14 protein-coding genes are annotated in these 22,426 nt (G+C 58.4%); 8 read left to right on the top strand and 6 right to left on the bottom strand.

The window, feature by feature from the left end; translation table 11 throughout:
• Positions 1-2,983: cysteine peptidase family C39 domain-containing protein (locus VG146_21325; GenBank protein ID HEV2394899.1), on the bottom strand; the 2,983-nt coding region annotated here is incomplete at its 3' end.
• A 651-nt stretch (positions 2,984-3,634) separates the two neighbouring features.
• On the opposite strand from VG146_21325, the gene ruvX reads away from it, so the two are divergent.
• From ruvX to VG146_21355, 6 genes are all read left to right on the top strand, one after another.
• Entirely contained in the window at positions 3,635-4,048 is a 414-nt protein-coding gene (gene ruvX, locus VG146_21330; protein ID HEV2394900.1) for a Holliday junction resolvase RuvX, read from the top strand.
• Positions 4,049-4,057: 9 nt separating this feature from the next.
• Positions 4,058-4,897 carry a tRNA pseudouridine(38-40) synthase TruA gene (gene truA, locus VG146_21335; protein HEV2394901.1) on the top strand — a complete coding sequence of 280 codons (840 nt, stop codon included), beginning with the start codon at positions 4,058-4,060 and terminating at the stop codon, positions 4,895-4,897.
• Positions 4,872-5,336: a tRNA (cytidine(34)-2'-O)-methyltransferase gene (locus VG146_21340; protein ID HEV2394902.1), complete on the top strand. Its 465-nt coding sequence runs from the start codon at positions 4,872-4,874 to the stop codon at positions 5,334-5,336. Before truA ends, VG146_21340 begins: the two co-directional genes overlap by 26 nt.
• Before the next feature lie 53 nt (positions 5,337-5,389).
• The gene (locus VG146_21345) at positions 5,390-7,309 is read left to right on the top strand and encodes a heparinase II/III family protein (protein HEV2394903.1); all 1,920 of its coding nucleotides are present in this window, start codon (positions 5,390-5,392) and stop codon (positions 7,307-7,309) included.
• A gap of 234 nt (positions 7,310-7,543) precedes the next feature.
• Entirely contained in the window at positions 7,544-9,241 is a 1,698-nt protein-coding gene (locus tag VG146_21350) for an FAD-dependent oxidoreductase (protein ID HEV2394904.1), read from the top strand.
• A gap of 5 nt (positions 9,242-9,246) precedes the next feature.
• Positions 9,247-11,127, top strand: a complete 1,881-nt coding sequence (locus VG146_21355) for a GxGYxYP domain-containing protein (protein ID HEV2394905.1) — start codon at positions 9,247-9,249, stop codon at positions 11,125-11,127.
• 49 nt (positions 11,128-11,176) lie between these two features.
• Here the strand turns inward: VG146_21355 and VG146_21360 are convergent, their stop codons facing one another.
• Together VG146_21360 and VG146_21365 are read right to left on the bottom strand one after the other, a co-directional pair.
• Entirely contained in the window at positions 11,177-12,760 is a 1,584-nt protein-coding gene (locus VG146_21360; protein HEV2394906.1) for a DUF4080 domain-containing protein, read from the bottom strand.
• 212 nt (positions 12,761-12,972) lie between these two features.
• Positions 12,973-13,485: a ferritin-like domain-containing protein gene (locus VG146_21365; protein HEV2394907.1), complete on the bottom strand. Its 513-nt coding sequence runs from the start codon at positions 13,483-13,485 to the stop codon at positions 12,973-12,975.
• Positions 13,486-13,764: 279 nt separating this feature from the next.
• Here VG146_21365 and VG146_21370 point away from each other — a divergent pair, with 279 nt between their 5' ends.
• The gene (locus VG146_21370; GenBank protein ID HEV2394908.1) at positions 13,765-15,273 is read left to right on the top strand and encodes an ATP-binding protein; all 1,509 of its coding nucleotides are present in this window, start codon (positions 13,765-13,767) and stop codon (positions 15,271-15,273) included.
• A gap of 618 nt (positions 15,274-15,891) precedes the next feature.
• Here the strand turns inward: VG146_21370 and lpdA are convergent.
• The 3 genes from lpdA to aceE form a co-directional block, all read right to left on the bottom strand.
• Positions 15,892-17,319 (bottom strand): dihydrolipoyl dehydrogenase, encoded by a 1,428-nt coding sequence (gene lpdA / locus VG146_21375; GenBank protein ID HEV2394909.1) that lies wholly within the window; start codon positions 17,317-17,319, stop codon positions 15,892-15,894.
• A 230-nt stretch (positions 17,320-17,549) separates the two neighbouring features.
• Entirely contained in the window at positions 17,550-18,869 is a 1,320-nt protein-coding gene (locus VG146_21380; protein ID HEV2394910.1) for a 2-oxo acid dehydrogenase subunit E2, read from the bottom strand.
• Between the two features lie 11 nt (positions 18,870-18,880).
• Positions 18,881-21,595, bottom strand: coding sequence for a pyruvate dehydrogenase (acetyl-transferring), homodimeric type (gene aceE, locus VG146_21385; protein HEV2394911.1), 2,715 nt, complete (start codon positions 21,593-21,595; stop codon positions 18,881-18,883).
• A gap of 110 nt (positions 21,596-21,705) precedes the next feature.
• Here aceE and VG146_21390 point away from each other — a divergent pair, with 110 nt between their 5' ends.
• Positions 21,706-22,425 (top strand): biotin/lipoate A/B protein ligase family protein, encoded by a 720-nt coding sequence (locus VG146_21390; GenBank protein ID HEV2394912.1) that lies wholly within the window; start codon positions 21,706-21,708, stop codon positions 22,423-22,425.
• Position 22,426: the final 1 nt, after the last annotated feature.

Below are 22,426 nucleotides of genomic sequence, written 5' to 3' on the forward strand. Positions count from 1 at the left end.
GGTAGCCGGTGCCATCGCCCGATTCGGTCATTTCTTGCAGGGAATTGAACCAGTTGGTGACGTTGTAACCGTCGGCATAATTAACGGTGATCAGGTTGCCCTGCTGGTCGTAGTTGTTGATGGTGACCGCCTGAACCGGGGTGCCGAGGGCATTGGTGATATAGCTCACGCCGCCGCAGGGACAATAGCCAAAGGCAGTGACGACGCTGTTGGCGTTGGTTTCGGCGATTTCGCGGCGAAGGGCGTCATAGACGTAGTAGGTCCAATAGCCGAGCCGGTCTTTGGCGGCGGTGAGGTCCAGGATGCTGGTGCCGCCGCTGCTGTTGGCGTAGGGCGAGCCGCTCAGCAAATAATACAGATTGGTGGTGGAGGTTCCGTCCGGGTAAAGCCTGCCGGTGGGCCGGTGGAGGGCGTCCCAGAAGTTGGTGACCGTCAGGCCGCGCTCGTCGGTGGAGCTGAAAACGGTTCCGTCCGTGTTCCAGGTATAGCTTCGCGTGCGGTTTATGGGCGAATCCGTCACCTGCTGGAGGCGGTGACCGGCGTTGTAAGCGTAGCTGGTTGTTAAGCCCGAGGCGTACGTTGCGTTGGTGATCTGGTGGGTTGTGCCGTCGTAGGCGTAGGTGGTCGCCTGCCCGAGGGCATCGTAATTGGTGGTGACCTGGTGGAAGGCATTGAAGATGTTACTTGTGGCGACAATGCCCAGGGTGTTTGTCCAGGCGATGAGGTCGCTGTTGTTTGCGGACCAGAAGTAGCCCTCGGAGCGGGTCAGGACCGAGCTGCCGCTGAGCCAGGCTTCGGTGATTTGCGTCGGAAGCCCGTTTGTCAGGAGCTGGAGGTACTGGTACCAGGTGCTGCCGTCGGGCATTACGCGGGCGATGACCGAGGGCATTTTTTGGGCGCCCACCTCGTAATCGACGCCTGCGGGTTTGCAAGCGTAATCGTACCAGGTGATTTGGCCTTCGGTGGTTCCGTCGGGGCTGGGGGCCTGTTCGAGGGAAAGGGAATCCCAATGGGTGTACGTGGGCTCCGTGTCCGCCAGCCAGTGACGGATGCGGGCCTGCTTGAAAATGGCCCAGTCAAAGCTGCCGGGATCGGTGTTCACGTAATTAGCGAACTGCTCGGGATTCCAGTAGAATGTGTTGCGCTCCTGGCGGCTGCCGGCGTCTTTGTCCAGCGTCCCAACAGGAGTGTTGGTGGGGATTTGACTGGTGGCGTAATCGGGCCAGTCGGTGTTGGTGTACTGGTTCATTTGGGCGTAGAACTCCTGTTGACCGAGGGAGTTGGTGACCAGGACGGTGCGGTCGAAAATCCCGGTTGAGTCGTTTTCGGCAAAGGACGTTGTGCCGTAAGGAGTTATCAACTGGCTCAGGGGGCCGCCCCAGGCGTTCGTATAGACGAATTGCGAAGCCAGTCCGGCGGCATCGACGAGGTTGGTCAGGATGGGCCAGTAATAATCGAAATAGCCGAAGGACACGGAGGCTCCATAGGAGGCTACCACGGCGGTCACCGCGCTTGCCGTGTTATTGGTGAACTGCAGGGAGAAGGTTGTGCCGTCTGCCGCAGTGACATTGGTCAGGTAAAAATTCTGATCATAGGCGAAAGAGGTGCTGATTCCCGAGGCATCTGATGCCTGGGTCATGTAGAAAAGCCCCTCATACGATGTATCGCTGCTGTCTTCCAGGCCATAACTGGCTTGCGAGCCGTTAGGAAAGTGCAGCACGAGGTTGGTGATAGCGCCCGCCGGTCCTTGCTTTTCGAGGTAAATTTGGTGCCAGTAATTAATCGAGCTTATACTCGAGCCCGATGCAAAGTCGAATGTGGCCCAGGCTCCTGTGGGCAGCATCAGGTCTGCCGTGTATTCGTCGGAGCTGAGTTCGACGAAGGAAAAGAAGGAGCAGGACCAGAGGCCGGAGCTGCCAGCGTTGTTTCCCATTTGGGCGCCGTGCCAGTAGGCGCCGGAAACCCTGCTCGCAGCGGTTCTGTCGTGGAAGGATAGTCCCAGTTGCACGACGGGACCGTAGGCAGGCTGGTACTGCATCGGGGTATCGTGCAGCCAGACGTTCACAAAGGGTTCCGTCACAAACCATATTGGCATGCCGCCGCAGGAACTGCACGTTTGGGCCTCGGGTGGTGGCGAGTTGGGAGGTGGACCCGCTGGTGGAGGGGCGCCGGGTGGGGGGCCGCTAGCTGGCGGCTCATTGGGGGGAGGACCTCCTGGAGGACCTCCGCCCCCGCCGCCGCTCGGGTTTGTTGGACAGGGGCACGATGTCGGCGTGGCGTTTGTGCACCCCGGATCGTTGTGGTCCGGTACGAAAGGGTTGTGGCACCGCCCACGGTAACCGGCCGCTGTGAGCGGATCGATGCTGGTGAGAGAGGTCGCTGTGGACGGCGGGAGCGCATCGCTGACCACAACACAGCCGGTAGCCTCCTGGGCCATTTCCGGCGCCGTTAGCCATGTTGAGCCATAGGCAACGGGATCGTAGATGTTGTAAAACGCGCCACGTTGCTCGCGGATAACCACGAAGTGGTCGGAGCGGAGGTGCATTATGGACGGAACAGGAAGCGCGCTAAAATTAGTAAGGAACGCAGCGTGCACCCTGAGGCCCGCTGCGGTGGCAATGGTGAGCAGGTCTGCGGCGGTAAAGCCGTTGGTTGAGGAAGCAACCTCATCCACGTCCTTCGGGAGGAACTGGCCCGGCTGGGTCAACCGGCCGAGCTGGTCCAGGCAGTAAAGGCCGCATTTGTAGGATTCGTTGGGGTGTTTGGCGACCCAAGCGCGCATTTCGCGCGCCCATCCCCACTCGCTACCACCAGCGGGCAAACCGAGCTGGGAAACTTCCGACTCCAAAGTGTTCAGGTCCGCAATCCTCCCGGTGAGGGCAAGCAGTTTTGCCAGTCCGGCGCTCGAGGAGATCGCGACGGATTGAGCCACCGCGTCGGAGGAGCCTTGGGCGGCGTCGAAAGCATCGAGGAAATGGTTCATAGCCAGAGAATAGCCGCAGCGCACGAGAGCGCGGCGCCCCAGCCATAGGTGAACGCTGGGCGTCCAGGCGGAGGCGGGGTTATTGGTTGTGAAGCTCTCGAGTTCGGCACGCAGTTCATCATCGACGGGAGAGGGCCTCGGTTTGTATATCCAGGTGCTGTTTCATAGGAAATTGATTTGGGTCTCATCCTCTTATACGGAGCGAGGGGTCAAAATCTTTCAAAGACTCGTCAAACTATTTGAGATTCTTTTTGGGGCGCAGTGTGGGAGGAGTGAGGTTGGCATGGTCCAACTTGCTGGCATCCGAGGGGAAAGCCACTGGGCATTTCCGAGGTTCGTTTAGGGTTTTGCAGGAGTGGCGGATTGGCTCTTTTCGCCCTGAGTGCGTTTTCCACTTCGCGTTGGCAACATCATCGTTCGCGTCCCTCCGTGGCTAATGACAGAGTCGAAGCAACGAGCCGCCATTCCTGAGTGTAGGAGACGACGTAAGGAGTCTCTGATCAGCAACTTCCGGGTGAACCAAAGGCGGCCAGTCTGACAATCTTGATTAGAGACTCCTTACGTCGTCTCCTACAAAGGTTTGGAACTGCCTCGCCATTTTCCAAAGAGGTTCCTAGGATGTCGAGAGCCTTGTTTGGAAAAGGCTCTGACATGAGAATTTTGGCCATCGACCATGGGACAAAGCGCATCGGCATTGCAATCAGCGATGAACTGAAAATGATTGCGCAGCCTCTCCAGTACATTGAGGCGGAGCCTTTCGAGGCGTTTCTCGCGCGGCTGAAGGAATTGCTGCGCCAAAAGGAGGTGGAACTGATCCTCATCGGGATGCCGCGCAATATGGATGGTACCTACGGGCCTGCAGCCGCCAAGGTACAGGAGTTCGTGAGCGCTTTGAGGGCTGGCCTGAGCGTGCCCATCAAAACATGGGATGAACGCCTGACCTCCGCGCAAGCCAATCGCCTTCTCATCCAGGGCGGTGTCCGGCGCCAGAAACGAAAGGAGACGGTGGATAAAATGGCGGCTGCAATCCTGTTGCAAAGCTATTTGGACGGCCTCTCCGGCTGATCCGGCCTCATGGGCACCGCATCAAAAGGCTCGGCCAAAATCGCCTCGATACAGCGCCTGGCGGCGGATGATTTGGCCAAATTTAAGCTGGTCATCGCGTATGACGGCTCGGGTTACGAGGGATGGCAGATACAAAAGATCGGCACAGGCGTGCAGGAAAAGGTCGAGCAGGCCCTGGCAAAGCTTTTTGCGAGCCGCCCTCGGGTGCACAGTTCGAGCCGCACCGATACCGGCGTGCACGCTTTGGGCATGGCCGCGCATTTTGAAGTCCCACGCGCCCAGGCCAGGCTCTCCGTGCGCAAACTGATGCTCGCTCTCAATGCCTGGCTGCCACAAGACATCCGGGTTGTGCGCGCCGTGCGGACCGGAAAGGATTTTCATGCCCGCTTCAACGCCAGCGGCAAGCAGTACCGATACTTCGTTTGGAATCATGCCGCAATGAACCCGTTGCTGCGCGCGAGTGCCTGGCACGTTCCGCGTTCGCTGGATTTCAAGGCAATGCGCCTGGCCGCCCCTCTCTTCATCGGCAAGCACGACTTTCAATCCTTTGCGGCAAATACCGGCTACGCCAGGCAATCCACCGTGCGCAACCTCCGCCGTTGCGAATTAAGGCGCGCGGGGCCTTTGCTCACTTTCATCATCGAAGCGGACGGCTTCCTCTACAAGATGTGCCGCGGAATAGTGGGAACCCTCGTTCAAGTAGGACTGGGGAAATTTTCTGCCGGCGAAATCCCGTCGATGTTGGCGAAACGGGACCGGCGCGTGGCAGGGATGACCGCCCCAGCGCATGGATTGGTTCTTTGGAAGGTGTTTTACAAACAACATGCACATCGTCCTGGTCGAACCTGAAATCCCTCCCAATACAGGCAATATCGCCCGGCTCTGCGCGGCGACGCACAGCGTCCTGGACCTGATCGAGCCGTTTGGATTCAAGCTCGATAACGCGCAGCTCAAACGGGCTGGAATGGACTACTGGGAGCATGTCCAGTGGCATCGCTGGGCAAACTGGGCGGCTTTTGCATCGAGCTTGCCGGAAGGCGCAGGTCTCTGGTTTGTGGAATCCCATGGGCCGCGCCTGTACAGCGAGGCACAAATCGCTGCAGATGATTATCTCGTGTTTGGCCGCGAGACGGCAGGATTGCCGGGAAAATTACTCGAAGAAAACCGCCAGCGCTGGCTGCGCATTCCGATGTTCAATCCCAAAGCTCGTTCACTAAATCTTTCCAATTGTGTGGCCCTGGTCCTCTTTGAGGCCCTGCGCCAACAGGGCTTCCAAGGCCAACTATAGGTGGCCAGAAGAAAGAACTGGGCAAAGCCCGCCAAATCCTGTTTGCTCGGCGCATGAATCGACGCGCCTTTGTGCGAACCGGCGCCGGGGCCGCGGCCATGCTCTTTGTCCCCTCCTCCTGGTCCGCCGAAGCTCGCCTATTCAGGCTTGCTACCGCAGCTCCACAACAGGCCGTCCCTTCACTTTCCGTTCCCGAAGCCACTCAAATCCTTAGTACTCTAAAAGCCGTTCACCCACGGCTTTTGATCTCAAAAGAATCGGTTGAACATCTCAAAATCCAAATCGCCTCTGACCCTCTGCTGCGGCAATGGCACAAAACCCTCATCAAAAAGGCCCAGGACATTCTGCTCGAAGAACCCTCGCGCTATGAAATCCCCGATGGCTTGCGGCTGCTGGACACCAGCCGCCGAGTGGTCAGCCGGGTTTACACTTTGGCCCTGGCCTACCGGCTTGATGGCGATCGGCGCTACGCCGAACGCGCTTGGCGCGAACTGGCCGCCGCCGCTGCGTTTAAGGACTGGAACCCGCGCCACTTCCTGGATACGGCCGAGATGACCCATGCGTTCGCGATTGGTTATGATTGGCTTTACGATGTCTGGACTCCGGAACAGCGAGAAACAATCTGCCAATCGATAGTCGAGAAGGGGTTCCAACCCGCTTTAAAGGTCTATCGCGCCAATAACTGGTGGGCCAGCGCGCGGCATAATTGGAACCAGGTCTGCAACGGCGGCATCGGCATGGGGGCACTGGCCGTCGGCGATGTCGAACCGCAGGTCGCGGGCGAGGTCCTTCACTTTTCCCTCAAATCCTTGCCGCTCGCTATGAGCGAGTTTGCCCCGGACGGCGCCTGGAAAGAGGGACCCGGTTATTGGAATTACGCAACATCTTATAATGTGGTGTTTCTTGCCGGATTACAGACAGCCCTCGGAACCGACTTTGGTCTCTCGAAGCTGCCAGGTTTCAGCGACACCGGCCTCTTTCCGCTCTATCTCACCGGGCCGTTGCGGCGCACGTTCAACTATGCAGATGGGGGTGATGGCGCCATTCGCGCCCCGCAGATGTTCTGGCTGGCCCGTCAATTTAACAGGCCTGTGTATGCCGATTACGAGCGTCAGTTGGCTGCCCCGGCTCCCCTGGACCTGGTCTGGTTTTATTCACCCGGCGACGCCCAGGCGCCCGGGCTGCCCCTTGATAAGTATTTCCGGAATGCAAAGGTCGTTACATTGCGAAGCGATTGGCACGATTGGAAGGCCTGGTTCGTCGGCTTCAAAGGCGGTGATAATAAAGCCAACCATAGCCACCTGGATTTGGGCACCTTCGTCTTTGACGCCTTGGGGGCGCGGTGGGCTGTCGATTTGGGCGCGGATAATTATAATCTCCCCGGTTACTTCGATTTCGCCAAAAGACGATGGACCTACTATCGGCTGCGCGCTGAAGGGCATAACACCCTGGTCATCAACCCCGGCGCGGGACCGGACCAGGTCCTCGCCGCCAGCTCGCCCATCGAGCGCTTTGACCCCAGACCGGACCGCCCGTTTGCCATCGCCGACCTGAGCCGAGCTTATCAGGGCGCCGCGCGCAAAGTGCGGCGCGGGATTTCCCTCGAGCGAGGCAATACACTGCTCATTCAGGACGAGATTCAAGCTGACAAACCCGCTGAGGTTTGGTGGTTCATGCATACCCCCGCAAACGTCGAGATAGAAAAGGATGGCCGCCGCGCCATCCTTCGGCAAAAGGGCGAAGAACTCGAAGCCGGCCTCCTCTCGCCGGCGAATGCCACGTTTGAGGTCATGGATGCCGCCCCTTTGCCGGAGTCGCCGCACCCGGTGAAACAGGCCAAAAACAATGTCAGGAAACTCGCCATCCACCTCACGGGCGTCACCGAGTCACGCCTGGCCGTGCGCCTGGCGGCTTCCTCCCAAAATGCGCGATCTAATTCAAACGCGCCCCTCGTGCCCCTGTCAGAATGGTGAAAAAAAGGTTTTGATGCCTTCGGATGAATGCAAGAGAAGGCGCACCTGCCCCCTTCGAGGTTGAATGTTCGACGTTGAGCGTTGAATGTTCAGGTTTGCGGCAATCCTGACCAGTGCCAGGAGTTTTCCAGGGACGCAGTTTTTTTATCCTTCAGTCACATTGAGCCTCCGCAGGGTCATCAAATTGACAAGGGCTTGAATCCAGTCGAGCATGACTTCGCGGAGCGCATGGGTATGACTGACTTAGACCAGGATGAGCAATTCTATCGGGACACCGAGAGCGTGGCCTTTCCCAAGCTGGATGACCGGCAACTGGCCATGCTCGAACCGCTCGGCGTGCGGCGCATGGTGCGGCGGGGCGAGTTGGTATTCAAAGCGGGTCAGCGCGACCTGGGGATGGCGGTGGTTTTGCGCGGCGCCCTGGCAATCTTCGAGTCGCGGGATGGCCAGGAGCAGATTCTCGCGACCCCCGGGCCTCGTGATTTTGTCGGCGACGTGGCAATGCTGATGGGCACGGCGGCGCTGGCCAGCGCCCGAGGCGAGGCGGAAGAAAGCGAGATTCTAGAAGTGCCGGCCAATCGGCTGCGGCAGGCGCTGGCGGACCTTCCCGGGGTGGGCGAGCCTATCGTGCGCGCCTTTATCATGCGCCGGCAACGGCTGCAACGAGACCGGGAGTTTGCCGGGATGCGCATTGTCGCAAAGGAGGGCTCGCGCGAAGGACTCCAGCTTGACGATTTTCTCGACAAAAACCACGTCCCACACCGAGTGATCGATTTTCAAAGTGAATATGGACGGGGCCTTTGCGAGAGACTGCACCTTGCCAGCCGGGATTTGCCCGTGCTGCTTACGGCCACCGGTAACCTATTGCGACATCCCTCCTTGCGCGAGGTCGCCCGGGTAGCCGGACTGCTGCGCTCCGTAGCGGCTGATGAAGAGAGCGAGATTACCTGCGACCTGGCTATCATTGGCGCAGGGCCGGCCGGCCTGGCCGCCGCCGTCTATGCTGCTTCGGAAGGCCTCAAAACCATAGTTCTGGAGAGCTACGCGCCGGGGGGCCAGGCGGGGGCCTCTTCATTAATCGAGAACTTCTTTGGCTTCCCCACCGGTGTGGCCGGCGGGGAGTTGACCTACAACGCGCAGCTTCAAGCGTATCGGTTCGGCGCGAAGTTCGCCACACCGGCCCAGGCGCTCTCACTGGAATTTACTGACGGAGACCACCGCGCGAGCCTGCGAGCCGAAGGCTGTACCGCAAGCTTGCGCGCCAAGTGCGTCGTTATCGCCACGGGGGCTGAGTACCGGCGGCTGGACGCCGAGAGACGCGAGGAGTTTGAAGGGTGCGGGGTTTATTACGCCGCAACTGGCCGGGAAGGACGGCTCTGCCGGGGCTCGACAGTGATTGTCGCCGGTGGCGGCAACTCGGCCGGGCAAGCGGCAATGTTTCTCTCCGAAGGGGCCGAGAAAGTGCTGCTCGTCATCCGCGGCGAGGGCCTGGCAAAAAGCATGTCGAGTTATCTGGCGCGGCGGGTTGAGGCAAAAGAGAACATCGAGATTCTGGCGCACACGAAAATCTGCAGGATGCTGGGTGGCAAGGCCCTTGAAGCCGCCGAGTTGGAGAATACCAGCACGCATGAACGGCGAACTATCCAGACGCCGGCCATTTTTTCCATGATTGGCGCGAACCCCTGCACCGGTTGGCTGCCCTCTGAGATTGAATGTGATGAAAAGGGCTTCATCAAAACCGGCAACGCCGTAGTCGGCGCTCCCGCGTGGAAGGGGATGAGCCGTTCGCCCGGCCCGCTCGAGACGAGCCGTCCGGGCATTTTTGCCGCAGGCGACGTGCGCTCCGGCTCGGTGAAACGCTGCGCTGCGGCCGTTGGCGAGGGCGGCATGGCGGTGGCCGGCGTACATGACGTGCTCGGAACCTACGATTGACCCTATTGACTCTGAAGCTCCTTGTATGTTGGATTGGCGCGGTTGAATATACGCGAACGAATCCTGTTCGTTATCTGCGCAACAGCGGCGCTTGCGCTTCCACCTCGTTCACCAAACTCGTGAAGTACTGCATCCTGCGCGCGCTGGTCGGCTTGGCCGTGTTGGCGCCGCTGATATGCGAACCCGCGCCCTTGAATCGGACTCTGGCCACCCTTTTTACGTACACTTTGGCGCGCGAGGGCGATGCCGAAGCCTATGACGAGGCGCTGGCGGCGGCTTGCCTGCAGGGGATCATCAACAGGGAATCGCCGCAGCTTTATCTGTTGTCGGGCAAGAACAGCCCGCCTCAGTACTGGCTCGACCTGCTTTCGGCGAAGGGCCGTTGGCTTGAACAACGCGAGCTAAAGCCGCTGCCGGACCTTAATGCGCTGGTAAAGCTGGCGGGAGCGCGATTGCGAGGCGCGGTCATTTGGGACCCCGCCGTGCCCGCCACAGTGAATGTCGCGACTACGGTAGCAGGCGTCGAGGACGGGGTGGTTCTCAGCCCGGAGTTCGCCAATCGTTATGTGTCGCGATGGGGCCTGAAAGTGCTTGCCGATTTGCGCGGGCGCTTCACAGGAACGGAAACCGGCAGCCCCAAAAACGACGCCTATCGCTGGGCAATCCGGGAGTACCTGGCCAAAGGGCGCTGCTTCCCGCATCGGCTTTGCCTGTTTGAAGATTCTTTTTCCACACGGTCGCGCGGTGACCTGGGTTATGTCGTCATGCGCGACTGGGCGGTGTATAATCGCGCGTTTGTTTTTGACCTCTCGCCCTGGGGCGACGAGCCACCGGCGGACGATGCTGCCCAACGCGCCGGGCTGGACCTGGAAACCTACAAAATGATCCTGGGCCAAATCCTGCGTCAATCCGCGGGAAAACAGATGACAGAAGTGGCGGGCTTTTTTGTGTTTTCGAAGTACAGCAACGTGCCCGGGCACAAAAGCGCGCATGAGCCGGTGCCGACCGAGTGGGAGACGGTCTGGCTGATAACCCCTTACAACTGTTACCAGAACACCGTGGCCAGCGATTGCTTCAACCAGTCGTTTCACACCCAGGCCCCTCGCCGCCCGCTCCAGCAGCATCCGGCAATCAAAACAGTCCCCTTGCAGAAAAAAAACTACATCTGCATTCTGATGGCGGACTATGATTCGGCACAACCCCTGTATGATTTCCTGCCGAAGTACTGGTCGAGCCCCGAGCGTGGCAGAATTCCACTGGCTTGGGGCATCAACCCGAATTTGCTGGAAACCTACCCGGACCTGATCGCCTACTTTTACCAAACGGCATCTCCGGCGGACACCTTCACGAGCGACGCCAGCGCCGCAGGCTATATGAACCCGAACCGCATCCGGAAGGAATACCTTCCGTTATTTGTGCGGCACAACCAGCGTTTCTTTCACGAGGCCGACATGACCATGGCGCCGATGGTGCTGGATTGGGATGAGCCCTCGGCCGAGGTGAAGGACGCCTTCCGGCAATTCGCGCCGGATGGCTTCGCCACCATCGTAATGGATTTGCACAATGGCGGCGGGAAAGCTCCTCGACCGCAAGTCTGGAAAGGGATGCCCGTGCTTGAACTCATTAATGATACCTGCAACTTCGCAGGACCGGAACAGACAGCGCAGGTCATGGCGCGGGCGATTACGGCGCATGGCGGACGGGCGCCAGGGTTCTATTTCTTTCGGATTGTGTGGGTCAGCCCGACAGATATTTCCGCAACCCTGACCGCGCTGCGCCAAAAGCGAACAGATTTCGAGGTCGTTGACCCGCACACCTTCTTTGCCCTCTTTAAGCAATCCCAGCAGACGCGCGACAAAGGCAGCCTGCCGCCAAGTGGCAAGTGAAGCGCGCCTCGTGGTCAATCGAATCACCGCAACACTGCCAACTGGATCATCAGACCCGTGCAAATGAACCCAAATAACGCGACTGTCGTTTCAGGCCGTCCCGGCGCGCCAACGGCTTCGTGGCTAACTGCAGGTTTTCTGGCAGGAACGGTTTGAGAAAGGGCGGCAGGTCGCGTCGGCCACCCCTCTGATAATCCTGCCAAACGGTTTGGGCCGTTTCCTGTTTTGGTTGGCCAAGTTCGGCTGTCAAGAACTCGAACAACAACGCCGCCAGGCGGGTGAGGGCGATGCTGTCAGTACGGCCGACGCGGGCGTAGAGCCACTCGCTCCAACGCAGAAACGCCCGGAATGGCGAAGGGGCGCTTTTCCAAATCAAAGGAGTGCTTTCGATAAAGTTGCCGCTGTTGCCCACGAGGTCCCAGTAACGGGCGAAGCGGCGCAAACACTGCATCTGGGCGAAGCTGATCAGCTTGTTCTGGAGCACTTCATAGGGCGGCTTTGGATGATAGACCATTTGCCATTCGGCGTCGTGGCGCACAATGGGTGTGCCGCGCAAACGCTTGAGGATGCCCACCTGGATTTCCTGCGGCCCCAGGGCTACCAGCCGGTCAAAGCCGCAACCAAAACTCTCGACTGTCTCCCCAGGCAACCCGGCGATGAGATCGGCGTGCAGATGCGCGCCCGTCTCTTGGCGCAGGAACCTGAAGTTCTCTTCGAGTCGTTGATAATTCTGGCGCCTCTTTATCAGCGCGCCCACTTCCAGGTTGAACGTTTGGATGCCCACCTCGAATTGCAGCGCGCCGGGCGGGAACCTGGTGATGAGGCTTCGCAACTCTTCGGGCAAACGATCAGGAACCATCTCGAAGTGCATGAAATGACCCGGCTGATAACGTTCGAGAAAAAATTCGAGAATGGCGCGGCCCGCGCGGGGATTCAGATTAAACGTGCGGTCCACGAACTTGAACTGCCTGGCGCCGCGGTCGAGCAGGTTTTGCAAATGGCCGAGCAAGGCCGGCAAGGGCGCCTGTCGCACAGGAATCTCAAGCGATGAAAGGCAAAACTCGCAACTGAACGGGCAGCCCCTCGAGGCCTCGACGTAAATGACCCGGTGAGCGATGTCCTGGCTATTATATAATTCGTAAGGCAGCACCAGGTCGCAAAAGGCCGGCGGTTCCGCGTTCATAATGCGCCCGGGAGGATTTTCCCCAGCCAGGAGCTGAGAGCAAAGCTTGGCAAATGCCAGGTCTGCTTCCCCCGTGATGAGATAATCGGCCATCCCGACGATGGGCTGCGCCTCCCATTCATAACTCACCTCCGGGCCGCCCAGGATAATAATAAGGCCCGGCAGCACCCGCTTGAGCGCGGAAACCAGTTCGGTCGTCTGTGCCACATTCCAGATATAGACGCCCAGGCCCACGATTTTGGGCTTTTGCGCCAGGATTCTTTCGGCAATGTCCAAGGGCCGCTGATTGATATCGAACTCGGCGAGTGCGGCGTTGTGTTGGAGCGGGCCCAGGTTGGCCATCAGATAGCGCAACCCGAAAGCCGCGTGGATATACTTCGCATTGAGAGTCGATAGGATGATATCGGCCATCGTCAGCGGCAAGATAGCGGACAGACCCAGTCCGCGCAATTCCAGCTAACCAGTTGATTCCGCTGCGGGTTGACGGGTGCCTTTCACCGATTTCGAGCGCCTGGCGCATCCGAAAGCAGTCAGCTTTACCAATTGAAAGGCAAAGGGTTCAACCCTCGACCCTAAACCTAAACCTAAGATCATTCGGATTATTCGGGACTAAAAAAGTGGCAGCGGCTTGACGCCGGTGCCACTTTGCAATGTGCAGATTTTCAAGCGGCTTGCCGCGTCTTTTCGGCGGACCTTTGGTTTACACCCGCCCTGGCAAGCTCGGTCAGTTTCTTATCGGTTTCTTCTTCCTCTTCAAGGGTTTGACCGAGAAGCCGTTTCACATCATTGCGCCCCAGCATAGCAGCCCAGGTGGCGGCACTGCCGTAGCTGGCAATCTCATAGTGCTCGACCTTCTGTGCGGCCATGATGATAGCCGCATCAAGCGTCTCGGGTGTGCCTTTTTGAGACATCACTTCCTCGCCTTCGTCCAGAATCCCTTCCATCCCCTTGCACTTAACGCTTTTGGCGGGCTGGCCAAGCATTTCAAAAATCTGCTCCAACCGGTTCACATGTTCCTCGGTTTGTTGCAAATGCTCCTCGATGGCATCCTTCAGCTCCTGGGAAGAAGCCTTTTTGGCTACTTTCGGGAGAGCCTTTACCAGTTGTTGTTCAGCGTTGTACAGGTCCTTGACTTCATGCAGAAGCAGGTTTTCAAGCGAATCGATTCTATCCATAATAAGCCTTTCTTTCGGTCTGGTTTTTGAGTTCGGAACTCAACGTGCTTGAGCGTATCTGGCACAAGGGGGTCCGCGCCATGGGGACAAGTCCCGAGTTGCAGTCCGGGCCGGACGCTGTGTTTTTGAAAGGCGCCTCAATGCTTTCTTACGCCCTCCACATGGCGTGATTCCTGCTATTTCATCCCTCAGAATTGGAATGAAAACCGGTGGACTACACGCGGCAGCGGGACCGTTTCTCTTCGGGAGGAGCGCTCCAGCCCTGCATAAAAGACTCTGATGACCTACTCCCCAGTCTATAACTCGGTGGTTGGTCTTCTGCAACTCATTGTCCCTTCTTATGCTTTGCGGTTGAATCGGCTGTTTGGGACGCGGCGGGTGGGCTGGCCGGTCTTCGTTACTTTTATCCTCCTGGCGCTGTTGCACCTGGTGCGGGCCTTTCAACCGGCTGGCTGGGGGTTCAATCCGGAGATGACCATCGAAGGGCTTTACATCCTGATTCCTATACTGCTGGTCATTGGAATGGCCCATATTGAATCCTTGTTTAAAGAACGATTGCGCGTCGAGCAGGAGGAGAAGCGATTGATGGCGGATTTGGAACGGCAAATCAAACAGCGGACAGCCGATTTGGCCAAAGCCAACGCCGACTTATCCCAGGAGATGGTCCTGCGCGAGCAAAATCAGGAAGCCCTCAAGAAATCCGAGGAACAATACCGCTTGATGTTCGTTGAATGCCCGGAACCCATGTGGATTTACGACCTGCGCTCTCTTGCGTTCTTGGCTGTAAACAAGGCCGCCATGCGCCATTACGGCTACAGCGAGGAAGAGTTCCTGGCCATGAGCGCAAAAGACATCTGCCTCCCGGGCCAGATGGCCGCCTTTGCAGCCGAGTCCGCCAAACCTCTGGCCGGCGTGCAGTCCCGAGGTTTATGGCGTCATTGCAAGAAAGACCGCAGCCTCGTTGAAGTGGAAATCACCGCGCTGGATTTAATGTATAAAGAGCAGCCGGCCCGCCTGATGATGGCCGAAGACCTCACCGAAAACCGCCAGCACCTGCGTGAATCCCTGCAGACCCAGAAGGTCGAGCTGACGACACGTCTGGCGGGCGGGGCGGGACAGCGTTTCAACGGACTTGTCAGCGTCATGGAAGGATATGCCGATATGTTGCTGCAGCGCGGACAGCATCCGGAGACGACTGAGTTGCTGATGCGCATCGTTGCCAACGCGGAGAGCGCATCGTGCTTTGCGCGTCAACTCCTGGCCATCGCCCGCCAACATCCCCAGCACATGGAGTGGGTTAACTTGAACGAGCTGGTCGAGAACCAAATCCGGGTGATGAGCCAAATGGTGGGTCAGACGGTTGTCGAGCGGCATCTCGCGTCCAAGTTGCCAGACATCCAGGCCGATCCGGGTCTCGTCGGGCAAATCCTCCATCACTTGGCTCTCAATGCTCTGGAATCCATGAGCGGCACCGGCGTGCTGACGATCGGCACCGCCCCCATCAGCATCGATGCCTCCAGTCAGCGGCGCCATCCCGATGCACGGCCAGGCGAGTTTCTGTGCCTGACCGTTTCCGATACTGGCTGCGGCATGACCCCGGAGGTTCAAGCCCATCTGTTCGAACCCTTCTTCACCACAAAACAAAGGGAGCAGGGCAAACCTGCCGCCGGTTTGGGCCTCGCCACCGCCCTGGGCTTTGTGCAGCAGCATTCCGGCTGGATTGAAGTTACCAGCCAGCCCGGCGCCGGCACACGCGCGCGAGTTTTCTTCCCTTTGGTAAAGCTCTAAACCGGGAGTTACGCAGTTGGTGCTTGGAATGATCAGAGCCTTGTCCAACTTGGCTCTGTGGATGGTCCCCTGAACACGCCGACTGACCCATCTGTTTTGTACGTTTTTGAGACAAAGGATGGTCCTGGAAAGCTCGGAGATGTCCAGTTATTGGCGGTCATCCCCGTCCTCATAGGGACGCTTAAACTCAATTCCGATGCCACGGGCTGAGCATTCGCGCCGAAAACGTCCCCTCCCTGGCCGAGCCAGACCGAAAGGACATGGCGGCGGGCGCAGCTTCTGTTTCCGTCGGCCCTTACGTTCTTCTAAGAGTTTCCGAAACGGGCGCCGCCGTTCCTCCGCAGATTATCGCGCGGATTTTCGAGCCGTTCTTCACCACAAAAGGTCCGGAGAAAGGCATGGTCACAGACGTAGAAATGCCGTTCCTCGATGGGGTGAGCGCCGTGCGCTCGGTGCGCAAGATTTCGCCGCACCTACCCATCCTCCTGGCCACCGGAAGCAGCAGACACGGCACCGAACACTTTTCGCAGAATGACTTGGCCGGCATCGTCAGAATCTCGAAGCCCTATAACGCGGAGCAACTTTTGACTGAAGTAGCCAGGGCCTTGCATTCTCCACTTAGGCCTTTTGCTCGACTCTCTTGCGGGCCATCGTATGAGTGGCGTGGCCGTAAAAGGCCTCGGCGGCCTCCATGAGCGTCTCGGACAACGTCGGATGCGGATGAACGGCCAGTGAAAGGTCCTTGGCCGTAGCGCCCATCTCCACTGCCAGGACACCCTCTGAAATCAGCTCACCGGCGCCCGTGCCGACAATCCCTACCCCCAGAATGCGCTCGGTGTCCGGGTCGATGATCAGTTTGGTCAAGCCCTCCGGGCGGTCAAATGACAGCGCCCGTCCCGAAGCAGCCCATGGGAACTTGGCCACCTGCACCTCGATGCCTTTGCTCTTGGCTTCCGATTCGGTTAAACCGCACCAGGCCAGCTCGGGATCGGTAAACACGACCGCAGGGATGGTGACGTTGGTAAACGCGCTGTCTTCGCCTGCAATGACCTCGACGGCTATGCGCGCTTCTTTGGCGGCCTTGTGGGCCAGCAGCACTCCACCTGCGATGTCGCCGATAGCGTAAATGGCCGGATCAGTCGTCTGTTGCTGCTCGTTGACGTGGATAAACCCTTTGTCATCGAACGAAACCTGGGTGTTTTCAAGACCCAGGTCGTCGGCATTGGGCGCGCGGCCCACAGCCACCAGAACACGGTCGTAAAGCTCCTCGGCCTTTTGGCCGTCGTGATCGAACTCGACTTTGATCTGCTTGCCGCTGGTGGCCATCTTGCCCACCTTCGTCTTGAGCCGCACTTCCTTAAACGCCTTCTTTGCATAAGCCATAATGGGACGTGCAAGGTCCGGGTCGGCGCCTGCAAGGATGCTATCGAGCGCCTCGACCAGAACCACTTTGCTGCCCAGGGTGGCATATACAGTGCCGAGTTCCATGCCGATGTAGCCGCCGCCTATCACGAGCAGGTTTTCCGGGATATCTTCGACATCCAAGGCCTCGCGCGAGGTCATGATGCGCGGATTCCCCAAATCGAAGGCCTTGGGCAGAGCCGATTTCGAGCCCACCGCAACAATGGCCTTGTCGTAGCGAACAAACTGCTGTCCTTCATCACTCTCGACACGCAACGTGCGGGAGTCCTCAAAGTAGCCGCGCCCGTACATAACCTGCACTCCGCGCATTTTTGCCAGTTGCGCAATCCCTCCCGCGAGCCGGGTGAGAATCGATTCCTTCCAAGTCCGAAGTTTGGAAACATCAATCGACGGTGCGCCGAAAACAATGCCCCGATGCTCTGATTCACGAGCCGAAGTGATGGTATGGGCGGCATGGAGCAGCGCTTTCGAAGGGATGCAACCCCGGTTGAGGCAGACCCCGCCCAAACGCGCATCGCGTTCGACCAACACGACCTTCTTGCCGAGGTCCGCGGCGTAAAAAGCTGCGGCGTACCCCCCGGGTCCGGCGCCAAGAACAACAATATCGGTCGTAATGGGTTCCATATTAAAATTCTCTCTCGTCCTTCCCCTGTGCTGTCCTCGTCCTCGTTCTCGCCCTCGAATTTCCTTTCCCGTAGCTCGCCCGGTCAAGTTGATCGCAGACTTCACGAGTTTTGCCGGCGACTCTTGCCTCCTCGATTAAAGGGGGCACCCAGGCAATGAACCCAAGCTCCAGTCGATACACATCGAGTTTTTCATGACCAATTACTGGAGCGTTTATGCTCATTGGCTCCTTATGATTTCGAGGACGAGGACAACTCTGGCATCACGTCCTGCTCTTTAAACTTTTCCAAGGCGTCCACCAACTCCACCATAAATCTTGCTGCGGCGCCACCGTCTATCACCCGGTGATCGTACGACAACGCCAGCGGTAACATCAGACGCGGTTCAACCCGGTTCTCCCGCACAACGGCCCGCATCGCCCCGCGACCCAACCCGAGAATCGCCACCTCTGGCCGATTCACAATCGGCGTGAAATGCGCGCCCCCTATCCCACCCTGGTTCGAGATGGTGAAAGTCCCGCCTTTGAGTTCCTCAGCCGAGACCTTCCGCTCACGCGCCTTCTTGGCCAATTCCTCCAACTCTTTAGAAAGATTTAGCAGGTCCTTCTTATCCACGTCTCTCAGGACCGGAACGATTAGCCCGGCCTCCGTATCGACAGCAATGCCGATATGAAAATATTCTTTCAAAACAATTTCCTGCGCCGCTTCGTCCAGGCTCGAATTGAAAACAGGATATTTCTTGAGCGCCTGAACGACCGCTTTGAGGACGAATGAAGTCAACGTGAGCCGCGCGCCCTTTTGCTCGTAGGCGGGCGCGTATTTCTTGCGCAGCTCATTGAGCACCGTCAGGTCCGCCTCATCAAACTGCGTGACATGCGGCACGGCGTTCCAGTTCTCGGCCATGCGCCGGGCGATGACCTGACGCAGGGGGCTCAAAGGCTTTTTCGAAATCGGACCCCACTTGGAAAAATCAATCGGTTCGGGGGCGGGCTTGGGGCTGGGGGCGGGATTCCCACTCGCCGCCGGACTCTTCGGCTCCGAGGCGAGGCGTTGGAGCCTCTGAATATAGGCGCGAACATCCTCGAGAACGATCCGCCCGCCGCGGGCGCTGCCGCGCACCTTCGTCAGGTCGATGCCCAGCTCCCGCGCCAGCTTGCGAATCGAGGGCGCGGCGGCGGTAGGAACCCCGGGTTTAGGCTCAGCAGGAGTCGGCTCCTCCTCCTGTTCCTTTTTGATCGGCGCCTCAATTGGTTCGGCTTCACCGTGCGCAGTTTTGGGAGCTATCTCCGCCTTCGCTTTCGGCTCGACCGGCGCGGCGCCGCTTTCCGCAACCGATAGGATACGCTGGCCGACGTTGATCTTGTCGCCGGTTTTGACAAAGACCCTGGAGATCGTTCCCGCCACCGTCGATGGAATGGTGGCAACGGCCTTTTCGTTTTCCAGTTCGAGGATCGGCTGGTCTTTGGCTATTGCTTCGCCTTCTTTTACAAAAAGGTTCACCACCGTTCCCGAGTCGGCGCCCTCACCCAAATGCGGCAGTTTAAAATCCATGTCAGTAGAATTTAGACAATGTCAGGATGAATTTTTTCCGGGTCCAAATCCAAGTCTTTGATGGCCTTCGCGACCAGGCTGTTGTCCACCTGCCCCTTTTGAGCCAGCGCATACAAGGTGGCGATAACAGTGGTTTCGGCATTAATCTCAAAAAACCACCGCAACCGTTCGCGAGTGTCGCTGCGGCCAAAGCCGTCGGTGCCCAGGGTGGTCAACCCGCCAGGGACCCATGGCGCTATCTGATCGGGCACTGTTTTAATATTGTCTGAGACGGCAACGAACATCCCGGTTTCGTTCTTCAAAAGGTCTTCAAGGTAGGATTTTCTCGGAGCCGCCGTTGGGTGCAGCATGTTCCAGCGCTTGGCGCGCAGGGCCTCGTTTCGCAGCAGCTTATAGCTGGTGGCGCTCCAGACATCGGCGGACACATCATACTTTTCGGCCAGGATTTGCTGCGCCCGCAGGGCCTCGCGCAGGATCGGCCCACTGCCCAACAGATGGGCTTTGAGCCGTTTCTTTTCCGAGCCTGCATTGAATCTGTACAACCCTTTCAGGATTCCCCTCTCTGCGCCATGAGGCATCGGGGGCATCGCGTAGTTCTCATTGTACAGAGTCAAGTAGTAAAAAATGTCTTCACCCGCCACGTACATCCGGCGCATCCCTTCCGCGATAATCACCGCCACCTCGTAGGTGAATGCCGGGTCGTAGGTCAGCAAAGTCGGGATCGAACTCGACAGCAGCAGGCTGTGGCCATCCTGATGCTGGAGGCCCTCGCCGTTGAGCGTCGTCCGCCCGGAAGTCGCGCCCAGCAGAAAACCTTTCGCGCGAATATCGCCCGCCAGCCACATCAAATCCCCGATGCGCTGGAATCCGAACATCGAGTAATAAATATAAAAGGGCACCATGTAGCGGCCAAGCGTGGCGTAGGACGTGCCCGCCGCCACAAACGAGGCCATCGAGCCGGCTTCGGTGATGCCTTCCTCAAGGATTTGCCCATCCTTGGCTTCGTGATAATAAAGCAACGACTTCTTATCCACCGGCTCGTAAAGTTGGCCTTTGGACGCAAAAATCCCTATCTCACGGAACAGGGCATCGAGTCCGAACGTGCGCGCTTCGTCAGGAATAATCGGCACGATTTGGCGGCCAATGGTTTTATCGCGCACCAGCAGGCTCAGCAGGCGGACAAAGCCCATGGTGGTTGACAACTCGAACCGGCCCGAACCTTTCAACAGCTCGGCAAAGGCCTCCACACCCGGCACATCCAGCGGTTCGACCTTTACAACGCGCTGCGGCAGAAAACCACCCAGCTTCTTGCGCCGTTCAAGCAAATACTGCCGCTCACGGCTCTCAGGGGCTGGACGAAAGAAAGGCGTCTCGGCTATTTCTTCGTCGCTTATCGGGACGCCGAATCGGGCGCGAAATTCTCGAAGCTCCTTTTCGTTGAGCTTCTTTTGCTGGTGCGTGATGTTGCGGCCCTCCCCGGCCTCACCCAGGCCGTAGCCTTTAACGGTTTTAGCCAGAATGACCGTCGGCTGGCCTTTGTGCTCGATGGCCGCTTTATAGGCTGCATAGACCTTGCGCGAATCATGGCCCCCGCGCAGCAGCTTATGAATCTGCTCGTCGGTGAGCGAATTGACCAGCTCGAGCAGCTCAGGATATTTGCCGAAGAAATGTTTGCGAGTGTAACTGCCGGGCTCTACGGAGTACTTCTGGTAATCCCCGTCCACGGCCTCTTCCATTCTTTTGAGCAGGAGCCCTGTTTTATCGGACGCCAGGAGATTATCCCAATCTGTTCCCCAAATCACCTTGATCACGTTCCAGCCGGCGCCCTGGAAAACGGCTTCCAATTCCTGGATGATCTTGCCATTCCCGCGCACCGGGCCGTCCAGCCGTTGCAGGTTGCAGTTGATGACCCAAATTAAATTATCCAGATTCTCGCGCGCCCCCAACCCAACAGCTCCCAAGGTCTCAGGTTCATCGGTTTCTCCGTCGCCCAGAAAGGCCCATACCTTCGGTTCCTCTCCGCCAGCAAGGCCCCGCGCGCGCAAGTAGCGATTGAACCGGGCCTGGTAAATGGAAAGCAACGGTCCCAATCCCATCGAAACAGTTGGGAACTGCCAAAACTCCGGCATCAAGTAGGGATGCGGATAGGAAGATAAGCCCCCTCCCTGGGCCAATTCCTGGCGGAAATTCTGTAAATGGTGGTCGTCCAGGCGGCCTTCAAGGAAAGCGCGCGCGTAAATGCCCGGAGTCGCATGGCCTTGAAAATAAACCATGTCCCCGCTGAAATTCTCCGTGCGCGCCCGGAGGAAATGATTGAAAGCCACTTCGTACAGGGTGGCGGCGGAGGCATAGGTGGAGATATGCCCGCCCAGACCGCTATGGGCCCGATTGGCATTAACCACCATGGCCATGGCGTTCCAGCGGATGTAGCTCTTGAGCCGCCGCTCCATTTCCCAATCCCCTGGAAACTGAGCCTGTTTATCCGCGGGGATGGTGTTGATGTACGGGGTGCTTACCACCCGCGGCGCTTCCACACCTTCTTCCTGCAACCGGGATGCCAGCCGGCTTAGAAACCGCCCGCCGGTCCCCGGAGGCTGCCCCCGCAGCGTGTGTTCGACAACTGATTCCAGCGAATCCAGAAGCTTGTCTTCCCCGCGGTCTTCGGGCTCGGGCAACACACGCAATTCCGGGGCGGCGCCCTTTTCCTGTTTTTTAGCCACTTTCACGTTTTCGATAAAAATGTTATCTGTTCACCTGGCTGTGATCATTATAGCACCAGTCGCCTAACTTATTCTTTAACAAGCCGCATAGCTTACAATCAGAACTCAGAATTGCAATGGAGCATTGCGAATTGACTTTCCATAACCCAGCCCTGGACCTGGCCTGCGATGAGGTATTGCTCGATGTGTGCGAGGCCGGGCGAGCGGGCAGCCTGTTACGGTTGTGGGAGCCGGCGCGGCACTTTGTTGTGGTGGGCTACGGAAACGCGGTGGCTTCCGAGGTGAACATTGAGTTCTGCCGCCGCCATTCGATTCCCATCCTGCGCCGCTGCAGCGGAGGCGGAACGGTGCTCCAGGGGCCCGGCTGCCTGAATTACGCTTTGCTCCTGCAGGTCGAGGACCACCCGGCCCTCCAGGGTATCGGCGGCACGAACGAGTTTGTTCTCCAACGCCACCGGGAGGCGCTAGCCGCGCTGCTCAAGACCCCGGTCGAGAAGAAAGGCCATACGGATCTCGCCATTGGCGGCCTTAAATTCTCCGGCAATGCCCAACGCCGCCGCAAACGCTTTCTGCTCTTTCACGGCTGCTTCTTGTTGAACCTGGACATCGACCTTCTCCAGCAGGTGCTTCCTCTGCCCTCGCGCCAGCCGGATTATCGCAGCAACCGTTCACATGCAGATTTTCTCCTCAACCTCAAAGTGCCGGCGCAGATGCTCAAAGCCGCCTTGCTCAAGGCCTGGGAGGCGACCGAGCCGCTCGCTCGCGCGCCTGTGGAGCAGATTACCGCCTTGGCTCGGGAGAAATACGCCCGTGACGAATGGAACTGGAAATTCTGAA

The organism is Verrucomicrobiia bacterium (assembly GCA_035946615.1).
GTDB lineage: Bacteria > Verrucomicrobiota > Verrucomicrobiia > Limisphaerales > UBA8199 > DASYZB01.

Bases quoted from the DNA above. Each gene is read 5' to 3' on its own strand.
- VG146_21350 (HEV2394904.1), top strand. From the start codon at position 7,544: ATGACTGACTTAGACCAGGATGAGCAATTCTATCGGGACACCGAGAGC.
- VG146_21345 (HEV2394903.1), top strand. From the start codon at position 5,390: ATGAATCGACGCGCCTTTGTGCGAACCGGCGCCGGGGCCGCGGCCATG.
- VG146_21390 (HEV2394912.1), top strand. From the start codon at position 21,706: ATGGAGCATTGCGAATTGACTTTCCATAACCCAGCCCTGGACCTGGCC.
- lpdA (HEV2394909.1), bottom strand. From the start codon at position 17,319: ATGGAACCCATTACGACCGATATTGTTGTTCTTGGCGCCGGACCCGGG.
- VG146_21340 (HEV2394902.1), top strand. From the start codon at position 4,872: ATGCACATCGTCCTGGTCGAACCTGAAATCCCTCCCAATACAGGCAAT.
- VG146_21365 (HEV2394907.1), bottom strand. From the start codon at position 13,485: ATGGATAGAATCGATTCGCTTGAAAACCTGCTTCTGCATGAAGTCAAG.
- VG146_21370 (HEV2394908.1), top strand. From the start codon at position 13,765: ATGACCTACTCCCCAGTCTATAACTCGGTGGTTGGTCTTCTGCAACTC.
- ruvX (HEV2394900.1), top strand. From the start codon at position 3,635: ATGAGAATTTTGGCCATCGACCATGGGACAAAGCGCATCGGCATTGCA.
- truA (HEV2394901.1), top strand. From the start codon at position 4,058: ATGGGCACCGCATCAAAAGGCTCGGCCAAAATCGCCTCGATACAGCGC.
- VG146_21380 (HEV2394910.1), bottom strand. From the start codon at position 18,869: ATGGATTTTAAACTGCCGCATTTGGGTGAGGGCGCCGACTCGGGAACG.